Here is a 16336-nt window from a genome sequence, read left to right as displayed (position 1 = left end):
TGTGGGGCCGCCCGCCCTCACCCCCTCGGCGGCAGTACGCCTTCCACATACGGCCCGTTCGTGAGCCGGCGTCCCAGGACCGGGGCGCGGGGGCCGGGGGACGGGTCGATGCGGATGACGGTGGCCAGGCCGCGGGTGGGGACGGGGAGCGGGGGAGGCTCCTCGACGGGGGTGCGGGGCTGCGGGGGGATCGTGGGGCGGAGTTCGGCCAGGAGGTGATCGGCGGCGGCGGGGGCGCCGGCCAGGCGAAGGATCTCCGCGAGGGCGCGGGCCTCGGTGCGAGGGCGTTCGCGGGCGGCGAAGCCGAGGAGCCAGCGGGCGTCCTCGGGCCGGCCGGCGGATTCCAGCGAGCGGATCAGCGGCGGTACGTCGCCGAGGGCGCGGAGCCGGCCGGCGGCCATGAGGACCCGGTAGACGTCCGAGTGCAGGCCCGCCTCCCGGAGCGCGGCCACCACCTCCAGGACCCGACCGGCCGACTCGGCGCGGGCGAGCGCGACATGGACGTACGAGGCGTCCTGCGGCCGTCCGGCGCGGAGCAGGGCCGTGAGGACGGCGGGGACGCGGACGGGGGGACGGGTCCGGGCCACGGCCGTGAGGACGCGCTCGGCGTCCGCCGGCTGCTCGTCGGCGTACAGCAGGGCCACCACGCGCTGGACGAAGCCGGGGTTGCCGTCCCGGCCCACGGCGGCGGTCAGGTGCCGGGCCGCGGAGTCCTGGCCGCGCGCGCGGGCGTCGGACAGGGCGTGGACCGCGGCCAGTGGGGAGTTGTCCGGCGGCGGAGCCGTCCGGGCGCCGCCGCGGTCGTCGAGGGTCTGGTCCGGGCGCTGGTCTGGGTGCTGGTCCGAGCCCTGGTCCGGGCGCTGGTCCTGGTGCTCGTCCAAGGGCTTGTCCGGCCGGTTGACCGGTGGCGCTGTCCGGGCCGGGTCCTCGATTGTCCGGACCGGACCCTCGGTCGTCCGGGCCGGATCCCCGGTCGTCCGGGCCGGATCCCCGGTTGTCCGGGTCCAGCTCCCGGTTGTCCGGCCGTCCGGACAGGACACGGAAGCGCCGCGCAACGCGTCCCGTTCGGCCCGGACGCGCCGCAACTCCTGAGTCAGCAGCGTCCGTCGGGCCTCGCTCCGCTGGAGACGCCGGTGGGCTCTGCGCAGTTGTTCCGTACGCGCTCCCTCGGCCCGGCCTCGGGCGCGCAGCTCGTCCAGGTCCCTCTCCAGCCTGCCGACCGTCGTGAGGAGTAGGACGGACAGCTGGTGGGCTCCGTCCCGCGCGCGCTCCGCCTCGGCGGCCCGGTTCAGCGCGGCGCGCAGCGCCTCGCCGTCCGGCCCGTCGACGGCTGCGCGGGAGGCGTCGTCCGGGCTCCCGCCGGACCGGCCGGGTTGTCCGGTCCGGCGGCCGCGTTGTCCGGCCCGGCCGTCGGGTTGTCCGGCCCGGTCACTGTGCCGCGGTGGGGCCGCCCGGACGCGCTCCCACACGGGACGCGCCTCGTCGAGCAGTCGGGAGCGCTCCGGGTCGTCCCGGGAGCAGACGTCGGCGACGGCCTCCACGAAGTCCCATCGCGGATTCGCGCCGGCAAGCCGGTCCGAGACCGTGGAGCGGGCGGGCACCCGCCCGTCCGTGAAGTGCTCGGGCTGCAGGGCGCCCGCCAGGTCCCTGACGCGCAGCCCCGCCTTGTCCAGCCAGGCGCGCTGCAGGTCGGCCAGCTCCCGGGCCGGGTCGGAAGGGCCGCGCAGCGGTCCCCAGGGTCGTGTCCGCCTCCTTCCCTCACTCAACGTCCCTCTCCTTGTGTTCGCGATGGCAATGCATGGCAATCGATGACAACAGGTGGCAGTGGATCTTGTCCATGCTTGTCCGGCCGGACGCCCGGACCAGTGGACCAACGGATTCCGTTGGACGAACCTCGCTCTGGAGGCTGGTCCGCCGGGAGAGTTGATGGATCTCATACTGAAGCACGCGTCATGCTTCCGGCGCACCGGGTGGTGGGGTCGACTCCGGGTTCGATCAGGGAAAACCCCGAGATGTTTCGCACTGGTGAACGAGGCGAGGAGTGGCCGGTCCGGCGCGTTCGGCGCTTCCCCGTATCCGGGGCCTGCACGTTCGGGCCTCGAACGGCGCTTGTACCCATGGAGACCACGCGTCTCCGGCGCCGCACGGGGGATGCCCGGCGTCCCCTCCCCCCTTCCCCTCCAAACCACTCCACTCCACACCACACCGATACGCAGTACGGGAGAAGCAGGTGCACCAAGAGAACGCGGCGCGATGGATCGAAGTCGGGCTGGCCCTGCGGGTGTTCGGGCCGGACGTGTTCCGGCTGCTGCGCCGGATGCTCGCCGCCGGCGTCCGGATCGGCATCTCCGGCCTGGCCGGCGGCCCCCGCCACTCGGGCCCGGCGAAGCCCTCGTGCAAGCACGGGGGCCGCTGTGGCTGAGGGGGCGTCCGACGGGGACGGGAGCGGGGGCGGCGACGGTGACGGCCCGATGGCGCGGTGGTCGGACAGCGACCGGCTCTCCTTCTGGGCCTTCCACCTCGCCCGCAGACGGGACTACATGCGCTTCGCCTACGCCCGGCTGGGATCCGACGCCGACGCGGAGGAGGCGGTGGACCTCGCCTTCGAGGCCGTCATGCACAGCTGGCCCCGCATGCTGCGGATGGCCCACCTGGAGCAGTACGCCTGGACGATCCTCAAGCACCGCATCTGCGACCAGTGGCGCCGCCGCAGGCGCCGCCCCGAGCCCATGGACACCGCCGCCTTCGAGGCGGCCCTCCGCGACCAGGCCGAGGACCCCTACGAACTCCTCGCCGATTTCATACAGTTGAACGCCGCCATCGGCAGTCTGAGTGAGCGCCAGCGGGACGCCGTTGTGCTCCGGTACCGCATCGGCTACACCACCTCCGAAGCGGCGGAACTGCTGGGCATCGAGGAGGCCACGGTGCGCTCCCACGTCAGCCAGGCCTGCCGGCGCCTGGCCCGGGTGCTGCGGACGGGCGTCACCGGAGCACCGCGCGGCGAAGGGATCCCGGGCGCCCCCGGTGTCCCGGAGGCCACGGCCGACACCGCACGGCGGGAGGAGACCCCATGACCGACGACCTCGCGCCCGCGGCCCGGGGCAGAGTCGAACGACTCCTGTCCCTGGCCCGTACCCCGGACCGCTACGCCGACTACGACGTGACGGCGGCCGAGGCGCGCCTGCGGGCCCGGCTGTCCGCCCGCGTGTCCGCCCGCGCTCGCCGGACCGCGCCGGCCGTCTCCGTCGCCTGGTCCCCGGCCTGGACGGACCCGACACCCGGTGACGCAACACCCGGAGGCGCAACATTCGGAGACGCAACCCCCGGGGACCCGACACCCGGAGACCCCGCCCCCGGCGCCCCGGGCACCCCAGGCGCCATCGGCATCCCCGGCGCCCCGGCCACCCCCGACGCCGACCGCGCCCGCTGGGACCTGACGGACATGAGCCTGGCCGTGCTGCGTGCCCCCGACGCCCCCCGCGACCTCGACCGCTTCATCCGCGACCGGTGCGCGGGCCGCACCGGCGCCCGGGTCTTCGCCTGTCTGCTGCACCTGGCCGACCACGGCGACGGCGCCCGCTTCTGGTGGCAGTTCGCGGCCGGCGCGGGCGACGGCACAGCGGAGTATTGCCTGTTCCTGGACCACTCCTGCCGCGGCGAGTACCACGACGCGGCCTTCTGGTGCGGGGAGCTCGTCCGGCACGGCTTCGTCCCGGACCGGGTCTGGGGCGACCGGGCCGCCGCCTCCGCGGCCGCGCGCCGCCTCCCCGGGCCGGCCGCCGTGCACTTCAGCGAGCACCACGACCCGGACCTCGGCGCGATCCCGCTCCCCGAGCCCCCCCTCGTCCAGGACCTGCGCACGCTCACGGCGGCGGCTCCGTAGGAGACGGCGTCACACCGGCCGGAACCACACCGTGGCCAGCGGCGGCAGTGTCGGTTCGATGCTCGCCGGCCGCCCGTGCCGGCCCACCGGAAGCGCCTTGACGGGGTCCGGGTTGCCGACGCCCCCGCCGCCGTACCGCGCCGCGTCGGTGTTGAGGCACTCCTCCCAGACCGCCGTCCCGGCCGGCACCCCCAGCCGGTAGCCGGGCCGGACGACGGGCGAGAAGTTGCTCACCGCCAGCAGCGGCGAGCCGTCGGCGGCGAAGCGGAGGAAGGCGAGGACGTTGTCCTCCGCCGCGTCGCCGACGACCCACGAGAAGCCGTCCGGCACCGTGTCGTACTCCCACAGCGCGGGCGTGGCCCGGTAGCGGGCGTTGAGGTCGCGGACGAGGTCCCGTACGCCCCGGTGGTCGGCCCCGGCCGCGTACGTGGAGTCGAGCAGCCACCAGTCCGGCCCGTGCGTCTCCGACCACTCGGCCCCCTGGGCGAACTCCTGGCCCATGAACAGCAGTTGTTTGCCCGGATGGGACCACATGAAGCCCAGGAACGCCCGGTGGTTGGCCCGCCGCTGCCACCAGTCGCCGGGCATCTTCGACACCAGGGACCGCTTCCCGTGCACCACCTCGTCGTGCGAGATCGGCAGTACGTAGTTCTCGCTGTACGCGTAGACCATCGCGAAGGTCAGCTCGCCGTGGTGGTACTTGCGGTGCACCGGCTCCTTCGCCATGTACTCCAGCGAGTCGTGCATCCACCCCATGTTCCACTTCAGCCCGAAGCCCAGCCCGCCGAAGCCGCCCGGTCCCACGTGGTGGGTGGCCCGGGTGACGCCGTCCCAGGCGGTGGACTCCTCGGCCACCGTGACGACCCCCGGGCAGCGCCGGTAGACGGTGGCGTTCATCTCCTGGAGGAACGCCACCGCGTCCAGGTTCTCCCGCCCGCCGTGCTCGTTGGGCGTCCACTGGCCGGGCTCGCGCGAGTAGTCGAGGTAGAGCATCGAGGCGACGGCGTCCACCCGCAGCCCGTCGACGTGGTACTCCTCGCACCAGAAGACGGCGTTCGCCACCAGGAAGTTGCGCACCTCCGTGCGCCCGTAGTCGAACTCCAGCGTCCCCCAGTCCGGATGGGCCGCCCGCAGCGGGTCCGCCGGCTCGTACAGCGGGCGCCCGTCGAACTCCGCCAGCGCCCACGCGTCGCGCGGGAAGTGCGCCGGCACCCAGTCCACCAGAACCCCGATGCCCGCCTGATGCAGCCTGTCCACCAGGTACTTGAACTCGTCCGGCGTGCCCAGCCGGGCGGTCGGCGCGTAGAAGCCGGTCACCTGGTAGCCCCACGAGCCGCCGTACGGATGCTCCGCGACCGGCAGGAACTCCACATGTGTGAAGCCCAGGTCCGTCACGTACGCGGCCAGCTGCTCGGCCAGTTCCCGGTAGCCCAGCCCCGGCCGCCAGGACGCCAGGTGGACCTCGTAGACGGAGAACGGCGCCGCGTGCGCCGGCCGGTCGCCGCGCCGGGCCATCCAGGCGTCGTCGCCCCACTCGTGGTGCGAGACGTGCACGACCGACGCGGTGGCGGGCGGCGCCTCCGTGCGCCGCGCCATCGGGTCGGCCCGCAGAGTGTGCGTCCCGTCGGGCCGGGTGATGTCGAACTTGTACAGCTCGCCCTCGCCGACGCCCGGGACGAACACCTCCCACACGCCCGTCGCCCCCAGCGAGCGCATCGGGTGGGCCGTGGCGTCCCACAGGTTGAAGCCGCCCGCCACCCGCACCCCCAGGGCGTTCGGTGCCCACACCGTGAACCGGGTGCCCGTCACCCCCTGGTGCGTCATCGGCCACGCGCCGAGCGCCTGCCACAGCTGCTCGTGGCGCCCCTCGCCGATCAGGTACAGGTCGAGCTCGCCGAGAGCGGGCAGGAAGCGGTACGGATCGTCGATCTCGATCTCGTCGGCCTCACCCGACTCGGTCGGTCCGTACGCCACATGCAGCCGGTAGTCGGGGATCTCCCGCAGCGGCAGCACCCCGCCGAAGAAGCCGTCCCCCTCCGGCAGCAGCTCCGCCCGCAGCCCCTTGGCCACCACCGTCACCGCGCGGGCGTACGGGCGGAGCACCCGGAACGCCACCCCGCCCGGGGCGTGGTGGGCGCCCAGCAGGGCGTGCGGATCGTGGTGGGCGCCGCTCAGCAGCCGTGCGCGCTCGGCCTCGTCCGGGCGTGGTGCGGGCCGCACCCCCCGCCCGCCGGCCGGCGCGGGCGGGGAGCCGGGGCGTCGGCGGCCGGGCAGGAAGGTGGCGGGGACGAACCCGTTGGGGGGCTCGTGGGACGGCGGTCGAGCGGTCACGGGGTCTTCCTCCCGGAAGTCATCAAGGGGGGACGGGTGCGGTCAGGGCCGCCGGACGCCGTCCGCCCGCTCAGCGAGCCGGCGGATCGCGGACAGCGGCACGGGGAGCCAGTCCGGCCGGTGCCGGGCCTCGTACAGCACTTCGTAGACGGCCTTGTCGGTCTCCTGCGCGACCAGCAGCGGGCCGTCCTCGCGCGGGTCGTGGTGGGCGGCGGCGTAGCCGTCGCAGTACGCCTCCCGGGCGCGCGGCGCCCAGTCGGTGCCGGCCGCCCGGCCGACCGCCGCCGCGTAGTCGAAGGAGCGGAGCATGCCCGCGACGTCCTGCTCGACCGGCTGCGGGCGGCGCCGCTCGGCCAGCGGCCGGGCCGGCTCGCCCTCGAAGTCGATCAGCGACCAGCGGCCGTCCGCGGTCCGCAGCGCCTGCCCGAGGTGCAGGTCGCCGTGGATCCGCTGGGCGCGGCGCGGCCGGCCGGGACCGGGCGGGCGGGTCAGTTCGTCGTAGGCGGCGCGCAGCGCGTCCCGGTACGGGCGGAGCGCCGGGACGGCCTCGGCGGTCACGTCCAGCCGGCGGCGCATGGCGGCGGCGATCCGCTCCAGCCGCGGCGGGTCCAGGTCGACGGTCGGGAGGGCGGCGGCGAGGGCGCGGTGCACCTCGGCGGTGGCCTGCCCCAGGGCGCGCGCGGAAGCGGCGAAGTCGGCCCCCGCCGCCAGCGCGTCGAGGGCGAGCCGCCAGCCGTCGGCGGAGCCGGGCAGGAACGGCTGGAGGACGCCGAGGGTCATCGGCTCGGCCGCGCCCGGCGGTTCGGCCTCGTACCAGGCCACGGGCGCGGGGACCCGGGCGCAGCCGGTACGGGCGAGGGCCCGGGGGAGTTCGAGGTCCGGGTTGACGCCGGGGCCCACGCGGCGGAAGAGCTTGAGGATGTACGTGTCGCCGTACACCACCGAGGAGTTGGACTGCTCGACCCCGAGGAGCCGGGGGGCGAGGCCGGCCGGCAGGTCGCCGTGCGGCTCGCGGGCGAACCGCAGCGGGCCGAGCCGGCCGGGCACCCGCAGCCGCTCCAGCAGCAGCCCGGCCAGCCGGGGGTCGGCCAGCGCCTCGTACACGGCGAGCCCGCGCAGCGGCCCGTCCTCCGGGCGGCCGACGAGCGCGGGCGCGAGGTGCGGCGGCAGCACGTGCCGGACGCCGAGCAGCAGCTGGTAGCAGTCGTCGGAGCCGGTCCCGGACTGCCGGGCGCGGACGAGGAGGTGCAGCAGGCCGGGCGCGCCCCCGGCCGGGCCGACGGGCAGCAGGTCGACGGCGGTGACCGGGGTGAGCCCGGTGACCGGGCTGCCCTTGCCGGCGAACCAGCGCTGCCGGGGCAGCCAGTCGACCAGGGGCGGGGCCAGTGAGGACAGCAGCGCCTCGGCGCGGTCGGAATCCTCAAGACGGTCGGAACTCTCAAGGCGGTCGGAACCCTCAAGGGGGAGCGGCGGCGCGGCGGCGACGCCGGACGGTGCGGACCCGGGGCTCTCCGCCCCCGGGGCGGTCTCCCGGCGGGGCGGTACAGCGTCCGACATGGCGTCGCGTCCTTTCCCCGGGGCACACGACGATGGGGCACAGTGTCCCGGATTGCGGCTTTGGCCAGTGTGCGGTGCGTCGGGGCGCTCCCGCCGAAGGCGGCGGGAGTGTCCGGCCAGGATCGTCCGTACGGTCAGCGCGCGCCGTACCGGAACCCTTTGATCCGGGCCGGTCTGTGCGTAGTAGTGAGGGTGCCCGGGGCGGGGGCGGGAAAACCGGGTGCGGCCCGCAGCCGGTTTTCCCGCCCCCCGCCTGCCGGTCACCCCGGCTGGTGGCCCCCGGCCGGGGCGTTGCGGCGCAGCCGGAACCAGTAGAAGCCGTGTCCCGCCAGGGTCAGCAGGTACGGCAGCTCCCCGATGGCCGGGAAGCGGACGCCGCCGATCAGCTCCACCGGGTGCCGCCCGTTGAAGGTCCGCAGGTCCAGCTCGGTCGGCTGTGCGAAACGGGAGAAGTTGTTCACGCACAGGACCAGGTCGTCCTGGTATTCCCGCAGGAACGCCAGCACCGCCGGGTTGCTCGACTGGAGCTCGGTGTACGAGCCGAGCCCGAACGCCGCGTTCTGCTTCCGGATCTCGATCATCCGGCGGGTCCAGTGCAGCAGCGACGACGGACTGCTCATCGCCGCCTCGACGTTGGTGACCTGGTACCCGTAGACCGGGTCCATGATCGTGGGCAGGAACAGCCGGCCCGGGTCGCAGGAGGAGAAGCCCGCGTTGCGGTCCGGCGTCCACTGCATCGGGGTCCGCACCCCGTCCCGGTCACCGAGCCAGATGTTGTCGCCCATGCCGATCTCGTCCCCGTAGTAGAGGATCGGCGAGCCGGGCAGCGACAGCAGCAGCGCGGTGAACAGCTCGATCTGGTTGCGGTCGTTGTCGAGCAGCGGGGCCAGTCGGCGCCGGATGCCGATGTTGGCGCGCATCCGGGGATCCTTGGCGTACTCCGCGTACATGTAGTCGCGTTCCTCGTCCGTCACCATCTCGAGGGTCAGCTCGTCGTGGTTGCGGAGGAAGATGCCCCACTGGCAGCGCGAGGGGATGGCCGGGGTCTTGGCCAGGACTTCGGAGACCGGGTAGCGGGACTCGCGGCGCACGGCCATGAAGATGCGCGGCATCACCGGGAAGTGGAAGGCCATGTGGCACTCGTCGCCGCCCTTGGCGTAGTCGCCGAAGTAGTCGACGACGTCCTCCGGCCACTGGTTGGCCTCGGCCAGCAGCACGGTGTCCGGGTAGTGGGCGTCGATCTCGGCGCGGACCCGCTTCAGGAAGGCGTGCGACTGCGGCAGGTTCTCGCAGTTGGTGCCCTCCTGCGCGAACAGGTACGGCACCGCGTCCAGCCGGAACCCGTCGATGCCCAGGTCCAGCCAGAACCGCAGGGCCGCCAGGATCTCCTCCTGGACCGCTGGGTTCGCGTAGTTGAGGTCCGGCTGGTGGGAGAAGAACCGGTGCCAGTAGTACTGCTTGCGGACCGGGTCGAAGGTCCAGTTGGACGTCTCGGTGTCGATGAAGATGATCCGCGCGTCCTGGTACTGCTTGTCGTCGTCGGCCCACATGTAGTAGTCGCCGTACGGCCCGTCCGGATCGGTGCGGGACTGCTGGAACCAGTCGTGCTGATCGCTCGTATGGTTCATGACAAAGTCGATGATGACGCGCATGCCGCGCTGGTGCGCGGCGTCCACGAACTCGACGAAGTCCGCCAGGTCACCGAACTCCGGAAGGACGGAGGTGTAGTCCGAGACGTCGTAGCCGCCGTCCCGCAGCGGGGACTGGAAGAACGGCGGCAGCCAGAGGCAGTCGACGCCCAGCCACTGCAGGTAGTCCAGCTTGGCCGTCAGCCCTTTGAGGTCCCCGATGCCGTCGCCGTCGCTGTCCTGGAAGGAACGCACGAGGACCTCGTAGAACACCGCGCGCTTGAACCAGTCGGGATCCCGGTCCTTCGCGGGGGTGTCCTCGAACGTGTCCGGTACGGGCTCGTTGACGATCATGGTGTGGGTGACCCTCCGATCGGTGAGGACGGTCGCAGCGAGAACACGTGCGCGGGCGCGATCGCGCGGCCCGGCTCAAGGCGCACATAGTTGTCCCTGCCCCAGTGGTAGGTCTCGCCGGTGAGCTCGTCGCGCACCGGGAAGGTCTCGTGCCAGTCGAGGCCGAGCTCCGGCATGTCCAACGAGACCGTCGCCTCCTGGGTGTGGTGGGGGTCGAGGTTGACGACCGTCACCACGCAGTCTCCGCCCGGGCCGTCGCAGCGCTTGGAGTAGGCGATGACGGCGTCGTTGTCGACGTGGTGGAAGCGGAGGTTGCGCAGGCGCCGCAGAGCCGGGTGCCGCCTTCGCAGCCGGTTGAGCACGGTGATCAGGGGAGCCAGGCTGCGCCCCGCGCGCTCGGCCGACTCCCAGTCGCGCGGCCGCAGTTGGTACTTCTCCGAGTCCAGGTACTCCTCGCTGCCGGGCTTGGCGGGGACGTGCTCGCACAGCTCGTAGCCGGCGTAGACGCCCCAGGACGGGGAGAGGGTGGCGGCGAGCACGGCCCGGATCTCGAACGCCGCGCGGCCGCCCTCCTGGAGGTAGGCGTGCAGGATGTCAGGGGTGTTGACGAAGAGGTTGGGGCGCATCACGGCGGCCGAGTCACGCGAGAGCTCGGTGAGGTAATCGGTGAGCTCCTGCTTGGAGTTGCGCCAGGTGAAGTAGGTGTACGACTGCTGGAAGCCGACCGCGGCGAGGGTGCGCATCATCGCGGGCCGGGTGAACGCCTCGGCCAGGAAGATCACATCGGGGTCGGTGCGGCCGATGTCCGCGATCACCTTCTCCCAGAAGGCGACCGGCTTGGTGTGCGGGTTGTCCACCCGGAAGATCCGCACCCCGCGGTCCATCCAGAACCGCAGCAGCCGCAGCGTCTCCCGCACCAGCCCGTCGAAGTCCGCGTCGAACGCCAGCGGGTAGATGTCCTGGTACTTCTTCGGCGGGTTCTCGGCGTACGCGATCGAGCCGTCCGCGCGGTGGTGGAACCACTCCGGGTGCTTGTCCACCCAGGGGTGGTCGGGGGAGCACTGCAGGGCGAAGTCCAGTGCCACCTCCATCCGCAGCTCGCGCGCCGTGGCCACGAAGTGGTCGAAGTCCTCGAAGGTGCCGAGGTCCGGGTGGATCGCGTCGTGCCCGCCGTCGGCCGAGCCGATCGCCCACGGGCTGCCGACGTCGTACGGGCCCGCGCTCAGCGCGTTGTTGGGGCCCTTGCGGAAGGAGGTGCCGATGGGGTGGATGGGCGGCAGATAGACGACGTCGAAGCCCATCCGCGCCACGGCCGGCAGCCGCTTGGCCGCCGTCCGGAACGTCCCGCTCACCGGCGGCCCGGCCGCCGTCACCACCGCCCCCTCCGAGCGCGGGAACAGCTCGTACCACGAGCCGAACAGCGCCCGCTCCCGCTCCACCAGCAGCGGCAGCGGCCGGGTGGAGGTGACCAGTTCGCGCAGCGGGTGCGCGGCCAGGGCGGCCGAGACGGCCGGGGCCAGCGCGGCGGCCAGCCGGTCGGCCACCGGCCGCTCGGTGTCGCGCAGGGCGTCAACCGCGGCCAGCACCGCCTCCCGGCCCTCGCTCTTGGGCACGCCGCCCGCCGCCCGCTCGTACAGCCGGGCGCCCTCCTCCAGCACCAGCTCCGTGTCGATGCCCGCCGGCACCTTGATCCGGGCCGCGTGCCGCCAGGTGCTCACCGGGTCGCTCCACGCCTCGACCGCGTACGTCCAGCGGCCCTCCGCGTCCGGGGTGACCTCGGCGCCCCACCGGTCCGTGCCCGGGGCGAGCTCCCGCATCGGCGTCCACGGCCCCGACCGGCCCGAAGCGTCCCGCAGTACCACGTTCGCGCCCACCGCGTCATGGCCTTCGCGGAAAACCGTGGCGGTGACCTCGAAGGACTCGCCGACCACTGCCTTCGCCGGTCTGCGGCCGCAGTCCACGAGCGGGGCGAGGTCCAGGACGGGAATGCGACCGATCATGGAATCACCTGGGGTCCGAGGGGAAACCGGAGAAGTGCCCGGTTGATGACGGATGCTGACGGGGGATCTGGCGCGTTCCGTTCTTTCTATCCGCTGCCCCGACGGCCGGGAGAACGCGGGCAGGGCTGCACCTGTCCGCATTCACCCGGCCGGGCGCCGGAAAACCTGCGAAAACCTGACGAGCGGGAAGTGCGGAAATACCGAGGGGGTCGTCCTGGGGGCGAGCGGACGGGGGCGCGGGGTCCCCGCACCGGGGGAGCTTTCCCACCGGACCCTGGCGGACATGCCCGCACCGCCCGGCCTACCGGTGCGTAGTTCCCCCGGTACCGCCCGAGGAGGGCGGCGGGGCCTCCGTCACTCGTAGGGAGTCTCCCCGCTGGGCCGACCGTGTGCAATGTGACGACCGGGGGCCGCCGACGGCCGGATGGGGGAACGCCGCGCCCGCCCGGCGTTCGAAGGTCGTAGCGACTTCCGGCCTTCGAAGGCCCGGGTGTAGGCGCGGCGTATTTCCGCCTCGTACCGGAGCATCAGTGCGCGGTCGGCCTCTGGCGGTCGTGTTCCACGCGCGGGGCGACGGCGCCTCCCGGGGCCCGTGCACCGGCGGGCTCCAGCGTCGTCCCCAGCAGCCGCAGCCCCGCCTCCGACGGGCTCCCCGGCTCCGCGCTGAACGTCAGCAGCGACTGCCCGGGGCCCTCCGCCGCCGGCACCCGCAGCATCTCGAACGTCAGCGTCAGCGGGCCCACCAGCGGGTGGTGGAAATCCTTGGTCCCCGTCACGCAGGACCGCACCGGATGCCGGGCCCACAGCGACGCGAACTCCGGGCTCTTCATGCTCAGTTCCCCGATCAGCTCGGCCAGCGCCGGGTCGTCCGGGTGCTCGCCCGCGGCCAGCCGCAGCGCCGACACCGCCCGCCGCGCCTCCAGGTCCCAGCGCGGGTAGAGGTCCCGCACGTGCGGGTCGAGGAAGAGCAGCCGCTGGGAGTTGGGGCGCGCGGCGGCGCGGTGCGGGCCGTCGGCGGCCAGGTGCCCCGCGGTCAGGGCGTGGCCCAGGGGGTTCCAGTCCAGCACGTCGTAGCGGTGGTTCAGGACGACGGCCGGGATCCCGTCCAGCGCCGCCACCAGCCGCCGCACCCCGGGCCGCACCCGCGCGGGCCGGGCCGCGGCGGCGCGGGGCGCGGGACGGCCGGGACGCGCCAGGTTCCGCAGGTGCGCGTACTCGTCCGGGCTCAGCCGCAGCGCCCGCGCCAGCGCGTCCAGCACGCCGTCCGAGGCGTTCACGGACTGCCCCTGCTCCAGCCGGGTGTAGTACGCCGTGCTGACCCCCGCCAGCAGCGCCAACTCCTCGCGGCGCAGCCCGGGCACCCGGCGCTGTCCCCCGTAGGTGGTCAGCCCGACGTCCTCGGGCCGCAGCGCGGCGCGGCGGGTGCGCAGGAATTCGCCCAGGGCGGCAGGAGTGTCCATGGGGGCAAGTCAACCGCGCCCGCGCGGGGGCTGCCTGCCCCTGCCAGTGTCAGGCAGCCCGGGGCCCGGAGGGGGACGTCCCGGTGCCACCGGCCGGGACCGCGACGGCGGGCCTCCGGGGGACACCCACGCGTCACCGGCCGCGAGCCGCCGCGCGTCCGGCCGGGCCGGCATCGGCGCGCCTCCGGGGGACATTCCCGTGCCACCGGCCGGGCCCGCGTCGGCGGGGTCTCCGGGGGATCTCCCCGCGTCACCGGCCGCGAGCCGGCGTCCGGCCGGGACCGCGACGGCCCGCCTCCGGGGGAAGCGGTTCGAGCAGAAGGAGGCACTTGGCGTCTTGAGCCGCGACCGCGGCCCCCGCGCCGCTACCGTCGTCCCCGTGAAGGCCATTCGTCGATTCAGCGTGCGCCCCGTCCTTCCGGAGCCCCTACGACCGCTCAGTGAGCTGGCGCGCAATCTGCGCTGGTCCTGGCACCCCGAGACCCGTGAGCTGTTCCAGACCCTCGATCCCGAGGGCTGGCGGGCGGCCGGCGGCGATCCGCTGCGGCTGCTCGGCGCCGTGCCGGCCGCCCGGCTGACCGCCCTCGCCGACGACCGCCGGTTCCGCAGGCGGCTCGCCGCGGCCGCCGACGACCTGCACGACTACCTCACCGGCGCCCGCTGGTACCAGGAGCAGCCGCCCGGACTGCCCGCCGCGGTCGCCTACTTCTCGCCCGAGTTCGGCATCACCGCCGCCCTCCCGCAGTACAGCGGCGGCCTCGGCATCCTCGCCGGCGACCACCTGAAGTCCGCCAGCGACCTGGGCGTCCCGCTGATCGGCGTGGGGCTGCTCTACCGGCACGGCTACTTCCGGCAGTCCCTGTCCCGCGAGGGCTGGCAGCAGGAGCACTACCCGCTGCTGGACCCCAACGAGCTCCCGCTGTCCCTCCTCCGCGAGGCCGACGGCTCGCCCGCCACGGTCGCCCTGGCGCTGCCCGGCGGCCGGTCGCTCCGCGCCCATGTGTGGAAGGCCGAGGTGGGCCGGGTGCCGCTGCTGCTCCTCGACTCCGACGTCGAGGAGAACGCGCCGGGCGAACGCGACGTCACCGACCGCCTCTACGGCGGCGGCAGCGAGCACCGGCTGCTCCAGGAGATGCTGCTGGGCATCGGCGGCGTCCGCGCGGTCCGCGCCTACTGCCGGCTCACCGGCCACCCCGCCCCCGAGGTGTTCCACACCAACGAGGGCCACGCCGGTTTCCTCGGCCTCGAACGCATCCGCGAACTCAGCGCGGGCGGACTGGACTTCGACGCCGCGCTGGAGAGCGTCCGGTCCGGGGCCGTCTTCACCACCCACACCCCCGTCCCCGCCGGCATCGACCGCTTCGACCGCGAGCTCGTCGCCCGGCACTTCGCCGACGGCGCCGAGCTGCCCGGCATCGACGTCGACAGAGTGCTGCGGCTGGGCGCCGAGGACTACCCCGGCGGCGACCCGGCCCTGTTCAACATGGCGGTGATGGGGCTGCGGCTGGCGCAGCGCGCCAACGGCGTCTCCGTCCTGCACGGGGAGGTCAGCCGCAGGATGTTCGCGGGCCTGTGGCCCGGGTTCGACGACACCGAGGTGCCGATCACCTCGATCACCAACGGCGTCCACGCGCCCACCTGGGTCGCCCCCGAGGTCTTCCGGCTCGGCGCCCGCCGGATCGGCGTCGCCCGCGCGGAGGACGCGCTCACCCTCGGCGGCAGCGAACGCTGGGACTCGGTGGCCGACATCTCCGACGCCGACGTCTGGGAGCTCCGCCGCACCCTGCGCGAGCAGCTGGTGGAGGAGGTCCGCGAACGGCTGCGCGCCTCCTGGCGGGAGCGCGGCGCCGGCACGGCCGAGCTCGGCTGGATCGACGGCGTCCTCGACCCGGACGTGCTGACCATCGGCTTCGCCCGCCGCGTCCCGTCGTACAAGCGGCTCACCCTGATGCTCAGGGACCGCGAGCGGCTCACCCGGCTGCTGCTCCACCCGGAGCGGCCGCTCCAGATCGTCGTCGCGGGCAAGGCCCACCCGGCCGACGACGGCGGCAAGCGGCTGGTGCAGGAGCTCGTCCGGTTCGCCGACGACCCGCGCGTCCGGCACCGCGTCGTCTTCCTGCCGGACTACGGCATGGCCATGGCCCAGAAGCTCTACCCCGGCTGCGACGTCTGGCTGAACAACCCGCTGCGCCCGCTGGAGGCGTGCGGCACCTCGGGCATGAAGGCGGCCCTCAACGGCTGCCTCAACCTCAGCGTCCTGGACGGCTGGTGGGACGAGTGGTACGAGCCCGACTTCGGCTGGGCCATCCCCACCGCCGACGGCTCGGCCACCGACGAGGAGCGCCGCGACGACCTGGAGGCCGCCGCCCTCTACGACCTGCTGGAGGAGCGCGTCGCACCCCGCTTCTACGACCGCGGCCCCGACGGGCTGCCCGGCCGCTGGATCGAGATGGTCCGCTCGACGCTGGGCACGCTCGGCCCCAAGGTCCTCGCCGGGCGGATGGTCCGCGAGTACGTGGAGCGGCTCTACGGCCCGGCGGCGGAGGCGCAGCGCGCCCTCACGCCCGACGCGGCGCGGGAACTCGCCGCCTGGAAGGCCCGGGTGCGGGCCGCCTGGCCGACGGTGGCCGTGGACCACGTGGAGGCCGCCGCCGACGGACCCCTCGACGGCACCGCCGAACTGGGCTCCACCGTCACCCTCCGGGTGACCGTCACCCTTGGCGACCTCGATCCGTCGGACGTCGAGGTGCAGGCCCTGGCCGGCCGGGTGGACGCCGCCGACCGGCTCACCGGAGCGGCGGCCGTACCGCTGAAACCGGCCGGCACCTCGGCCCTCGACGGCCGCCGCCTCTACGAGGGCCCGCTCACCTTCGACCGCACGGGCCCCTTCGGCTACACCGTCCGCATCCTCCCCGGCCACCGCCTCCTCGCCGACGGCGCCGAGATGGGCCTCGTCGCCGTCCCGGCGGAGGCTTCGGGGGAGGCGGCGGGGGTGCTGATGCGGTAGCGCCCGGAGGGGCGCGCCACCACCCGGCTCGCACGTTCCGTGATCACCGCCGGCGCCGCGCCGGGATGGCCGCCGCCCTCACGCGGGCGCTCGGAACGCGCCGGCCCCGCGGCACG

General features: G+C 74.2%; 10 protein-coding genes. 4 read left to right on the top strand and 6 right to left on the bottom strand.

Annotation, left to right across the window (positions count from 1 at the left end; genetic code table 11):
* Window positions 1–17: 17 nt before the first annotated feature.
* The gene (locus K7I03_RS33785; protein WP_185941144.1) at window positions 18–1766 is read right to left on the bottom strand and encodes a hypothetical protein; all 1749 of its coding nucleotides are present in this window, start codon (window positions 1764–1766) and stop codon (window positions 18–20) included.
* Between the two features lie 464 nt (window positions 1767–2230).
* Here K7I03_RS33785 and K7I03_RS09755 point away from each other — a divergent pair, with 464 nt between their 5' ends.
* Genes K7I03_RS09755 through K7I03_RS09745 form a run of 3 tightly spaced genes read left to right on the top strand, consistent with a single transcriptional unit; the run spans window position 2231 to window position 3883 of the window.
* Window positions 2231–2422, top strand: coding sequence for a hypothetical protein (locus K7I03_RS09755; RefSeq protein WP_185941145.1), 192 nt, complete (start codon window positions 2231–2233; stop codon window positions 2420–2422).
* A 49-nt stretch (window positions 2423–2471) separates the two neighbouring features.
* The gene (locus K7I03_RS09750) at window positions 2472–3074 is read left to right on the top strand and encodes an RNA polymerase sigma factor (protein WP_185941146.1); all 603 of its coding nucleotides are present in this window, start codon (window positions 2472–2474) and stop codon (window positions 3072–3074) included.
* Entirely contained in the window at window positions 3071–3883 is an 813-nt protein-coding gene (locus K7I03_RS09745; RefSeq protein ID WP_185941147.1) for a hypothetical protein, read from the top strand. Before K7I03_RS09750 ends, K7I03_RS09745 begins: the two co-directional genes overlap by 4 nt.
* Window positions 3884–3892: 9 nt before the next feature.
* On the opposite strand, the gene glgB is transcribed toward K7I03_RS09745, so the two are convergent.
* From glgB to K7I03_RS09720, 5 genes are all read right to left on the bottom strand, one after another.
* A complete protein-coding gene (gene glgB / locus K7I03_RS09740) occupies window positions 3893–6214 on the bottom strand; it encodes a 1,4-alpha-glucan branching enzyme (protein ID WP_185941148.1) in 2322 nt (773 codons plus the stop codon).
* A 42-nt stretch (window positions 6215–6256) separates the two neighbouring features.
* Entirely contained in the window at window positions 6257–7771 is a 1515-nt protein-coding gene (locus tag K7I03_RS09735) for a maltokinase N-terminal cap-like domain-containing protein (protein ID WP_224346975.1), read from the bottom strand.
* 260 nt (window positions 7772–8031) lie between these two features.
* Complete coding sequence (treS, locus tag K7I03_RS09730; RefSeq protein WP_185941149.1) at window positions 8032–9753, bottom strand: maltose alpha-D-glucosyltransferase; 1722 nt, start codon at window positions 9751–9753, stop codon at window positions 8032–8034.
* A complete protein-coding gene (locus K7I03_RS09725) occupies window positions 9750–11753 on the bottom strand; it encodes an alpha-1,4-glucan--maltose-1-phosphate maltosyltransferase (RefSeq protein WP_185941150.1) in 2004 nt (667 codons plus the stop codon). The genes treS and K7I03_RS09725 overlap by 4 nt, the downstream gene beginning before the upstream one ends.
* Window positions 11754–12280: 527 nt before the next feature.
* Window positions 12281–13213, bottom strand: a complete 933-nt coding sequence (locus K7I03_RS09720; protein WP_185941151.1) for a helix-turn-helix domain-containing protein — start codon at window positions 13211–13213, stop codon at window positions 12281–12283.
* A gap of 379 nt (window positions 13214–13592) precedes the next feature.
* Between K7I03_RS09720 and glgP the strand changes: the two genes are divergently transcribed.
* On the top strand, window positions 13593–16220 hold the full coding sequence (gene glgP, locus K7I03_RS09715) for an alpha-glucan family phosphorylase (protein ID WP_185941152.1): 2628 nt from the start codon (window positions 13593–13595) through the stop codon (window positions 16218–16220).
* The last annotated feature ends 116 nt before the right edge of the window (window positions 16221–16336 follow it).

Source organism: Streptomyces mobaraensis, assembly GCF_020099395.1.
Lineage (GTDB): Bacteria > Actinomycetota > Actinomycetes > Streptomycetales > Streptomycetaceae > Streptomyces.
The sequence above is the reverse complement of the archived record's forward strand: the minus strand, read 5'-3'. Positions and strand labels throughout refer to the sequence as shown.

What these genes read in the sequence shown, in the direction of transcription:
- K7I03_RS09745 (WP_185941147.1), top strand. Translation starts at nt 3,071, where the DNA reads ATGACCGACGACCTCGCGCCCGCGGCCCGGGGCAGAGTCGAACGACTC.
- K7I03_RS09750 (WP_185941146.1), top strand. Translation starts at nt 2,472, where the DNA reads ATGGCGCGGTGGTCGGACAGCGACCGGCTCTCCTTCTGGGCCTTCCAC.
- K7I03_RS09720 (WP_185941151.1), bottom strand. Translation starts at nt 13,213, where the DNA reads ATGGACACTCCTGCCGCCCTGGGCGAATTCCTGCGCACCCGCCGCGCC.
- K7I03_RS09725 (WP_185941150.1), bottom strand. Translation starts at nt 11,753, where the DNA reads ATGATCGGTCGCATTCCCGTCCTGGACCTCGCCCCGCTCGTGGACTGC.
- K7I03_RS09735 (WP_224346975.1), bottom strand. Translation starts at nt 7,771, where the DNA reads ATGTCGGACGCTGTACCGCCCCGCCGGGAGACCGCCCCGGGGGCGGAG.
- treS (WP_185941149.1), bottom strand. Translation starts at nt 9,753, where the DNA reads ATGATCGTCAACGAGCCCGTACCGGACACGTTCGAGGACACCCCCGCG.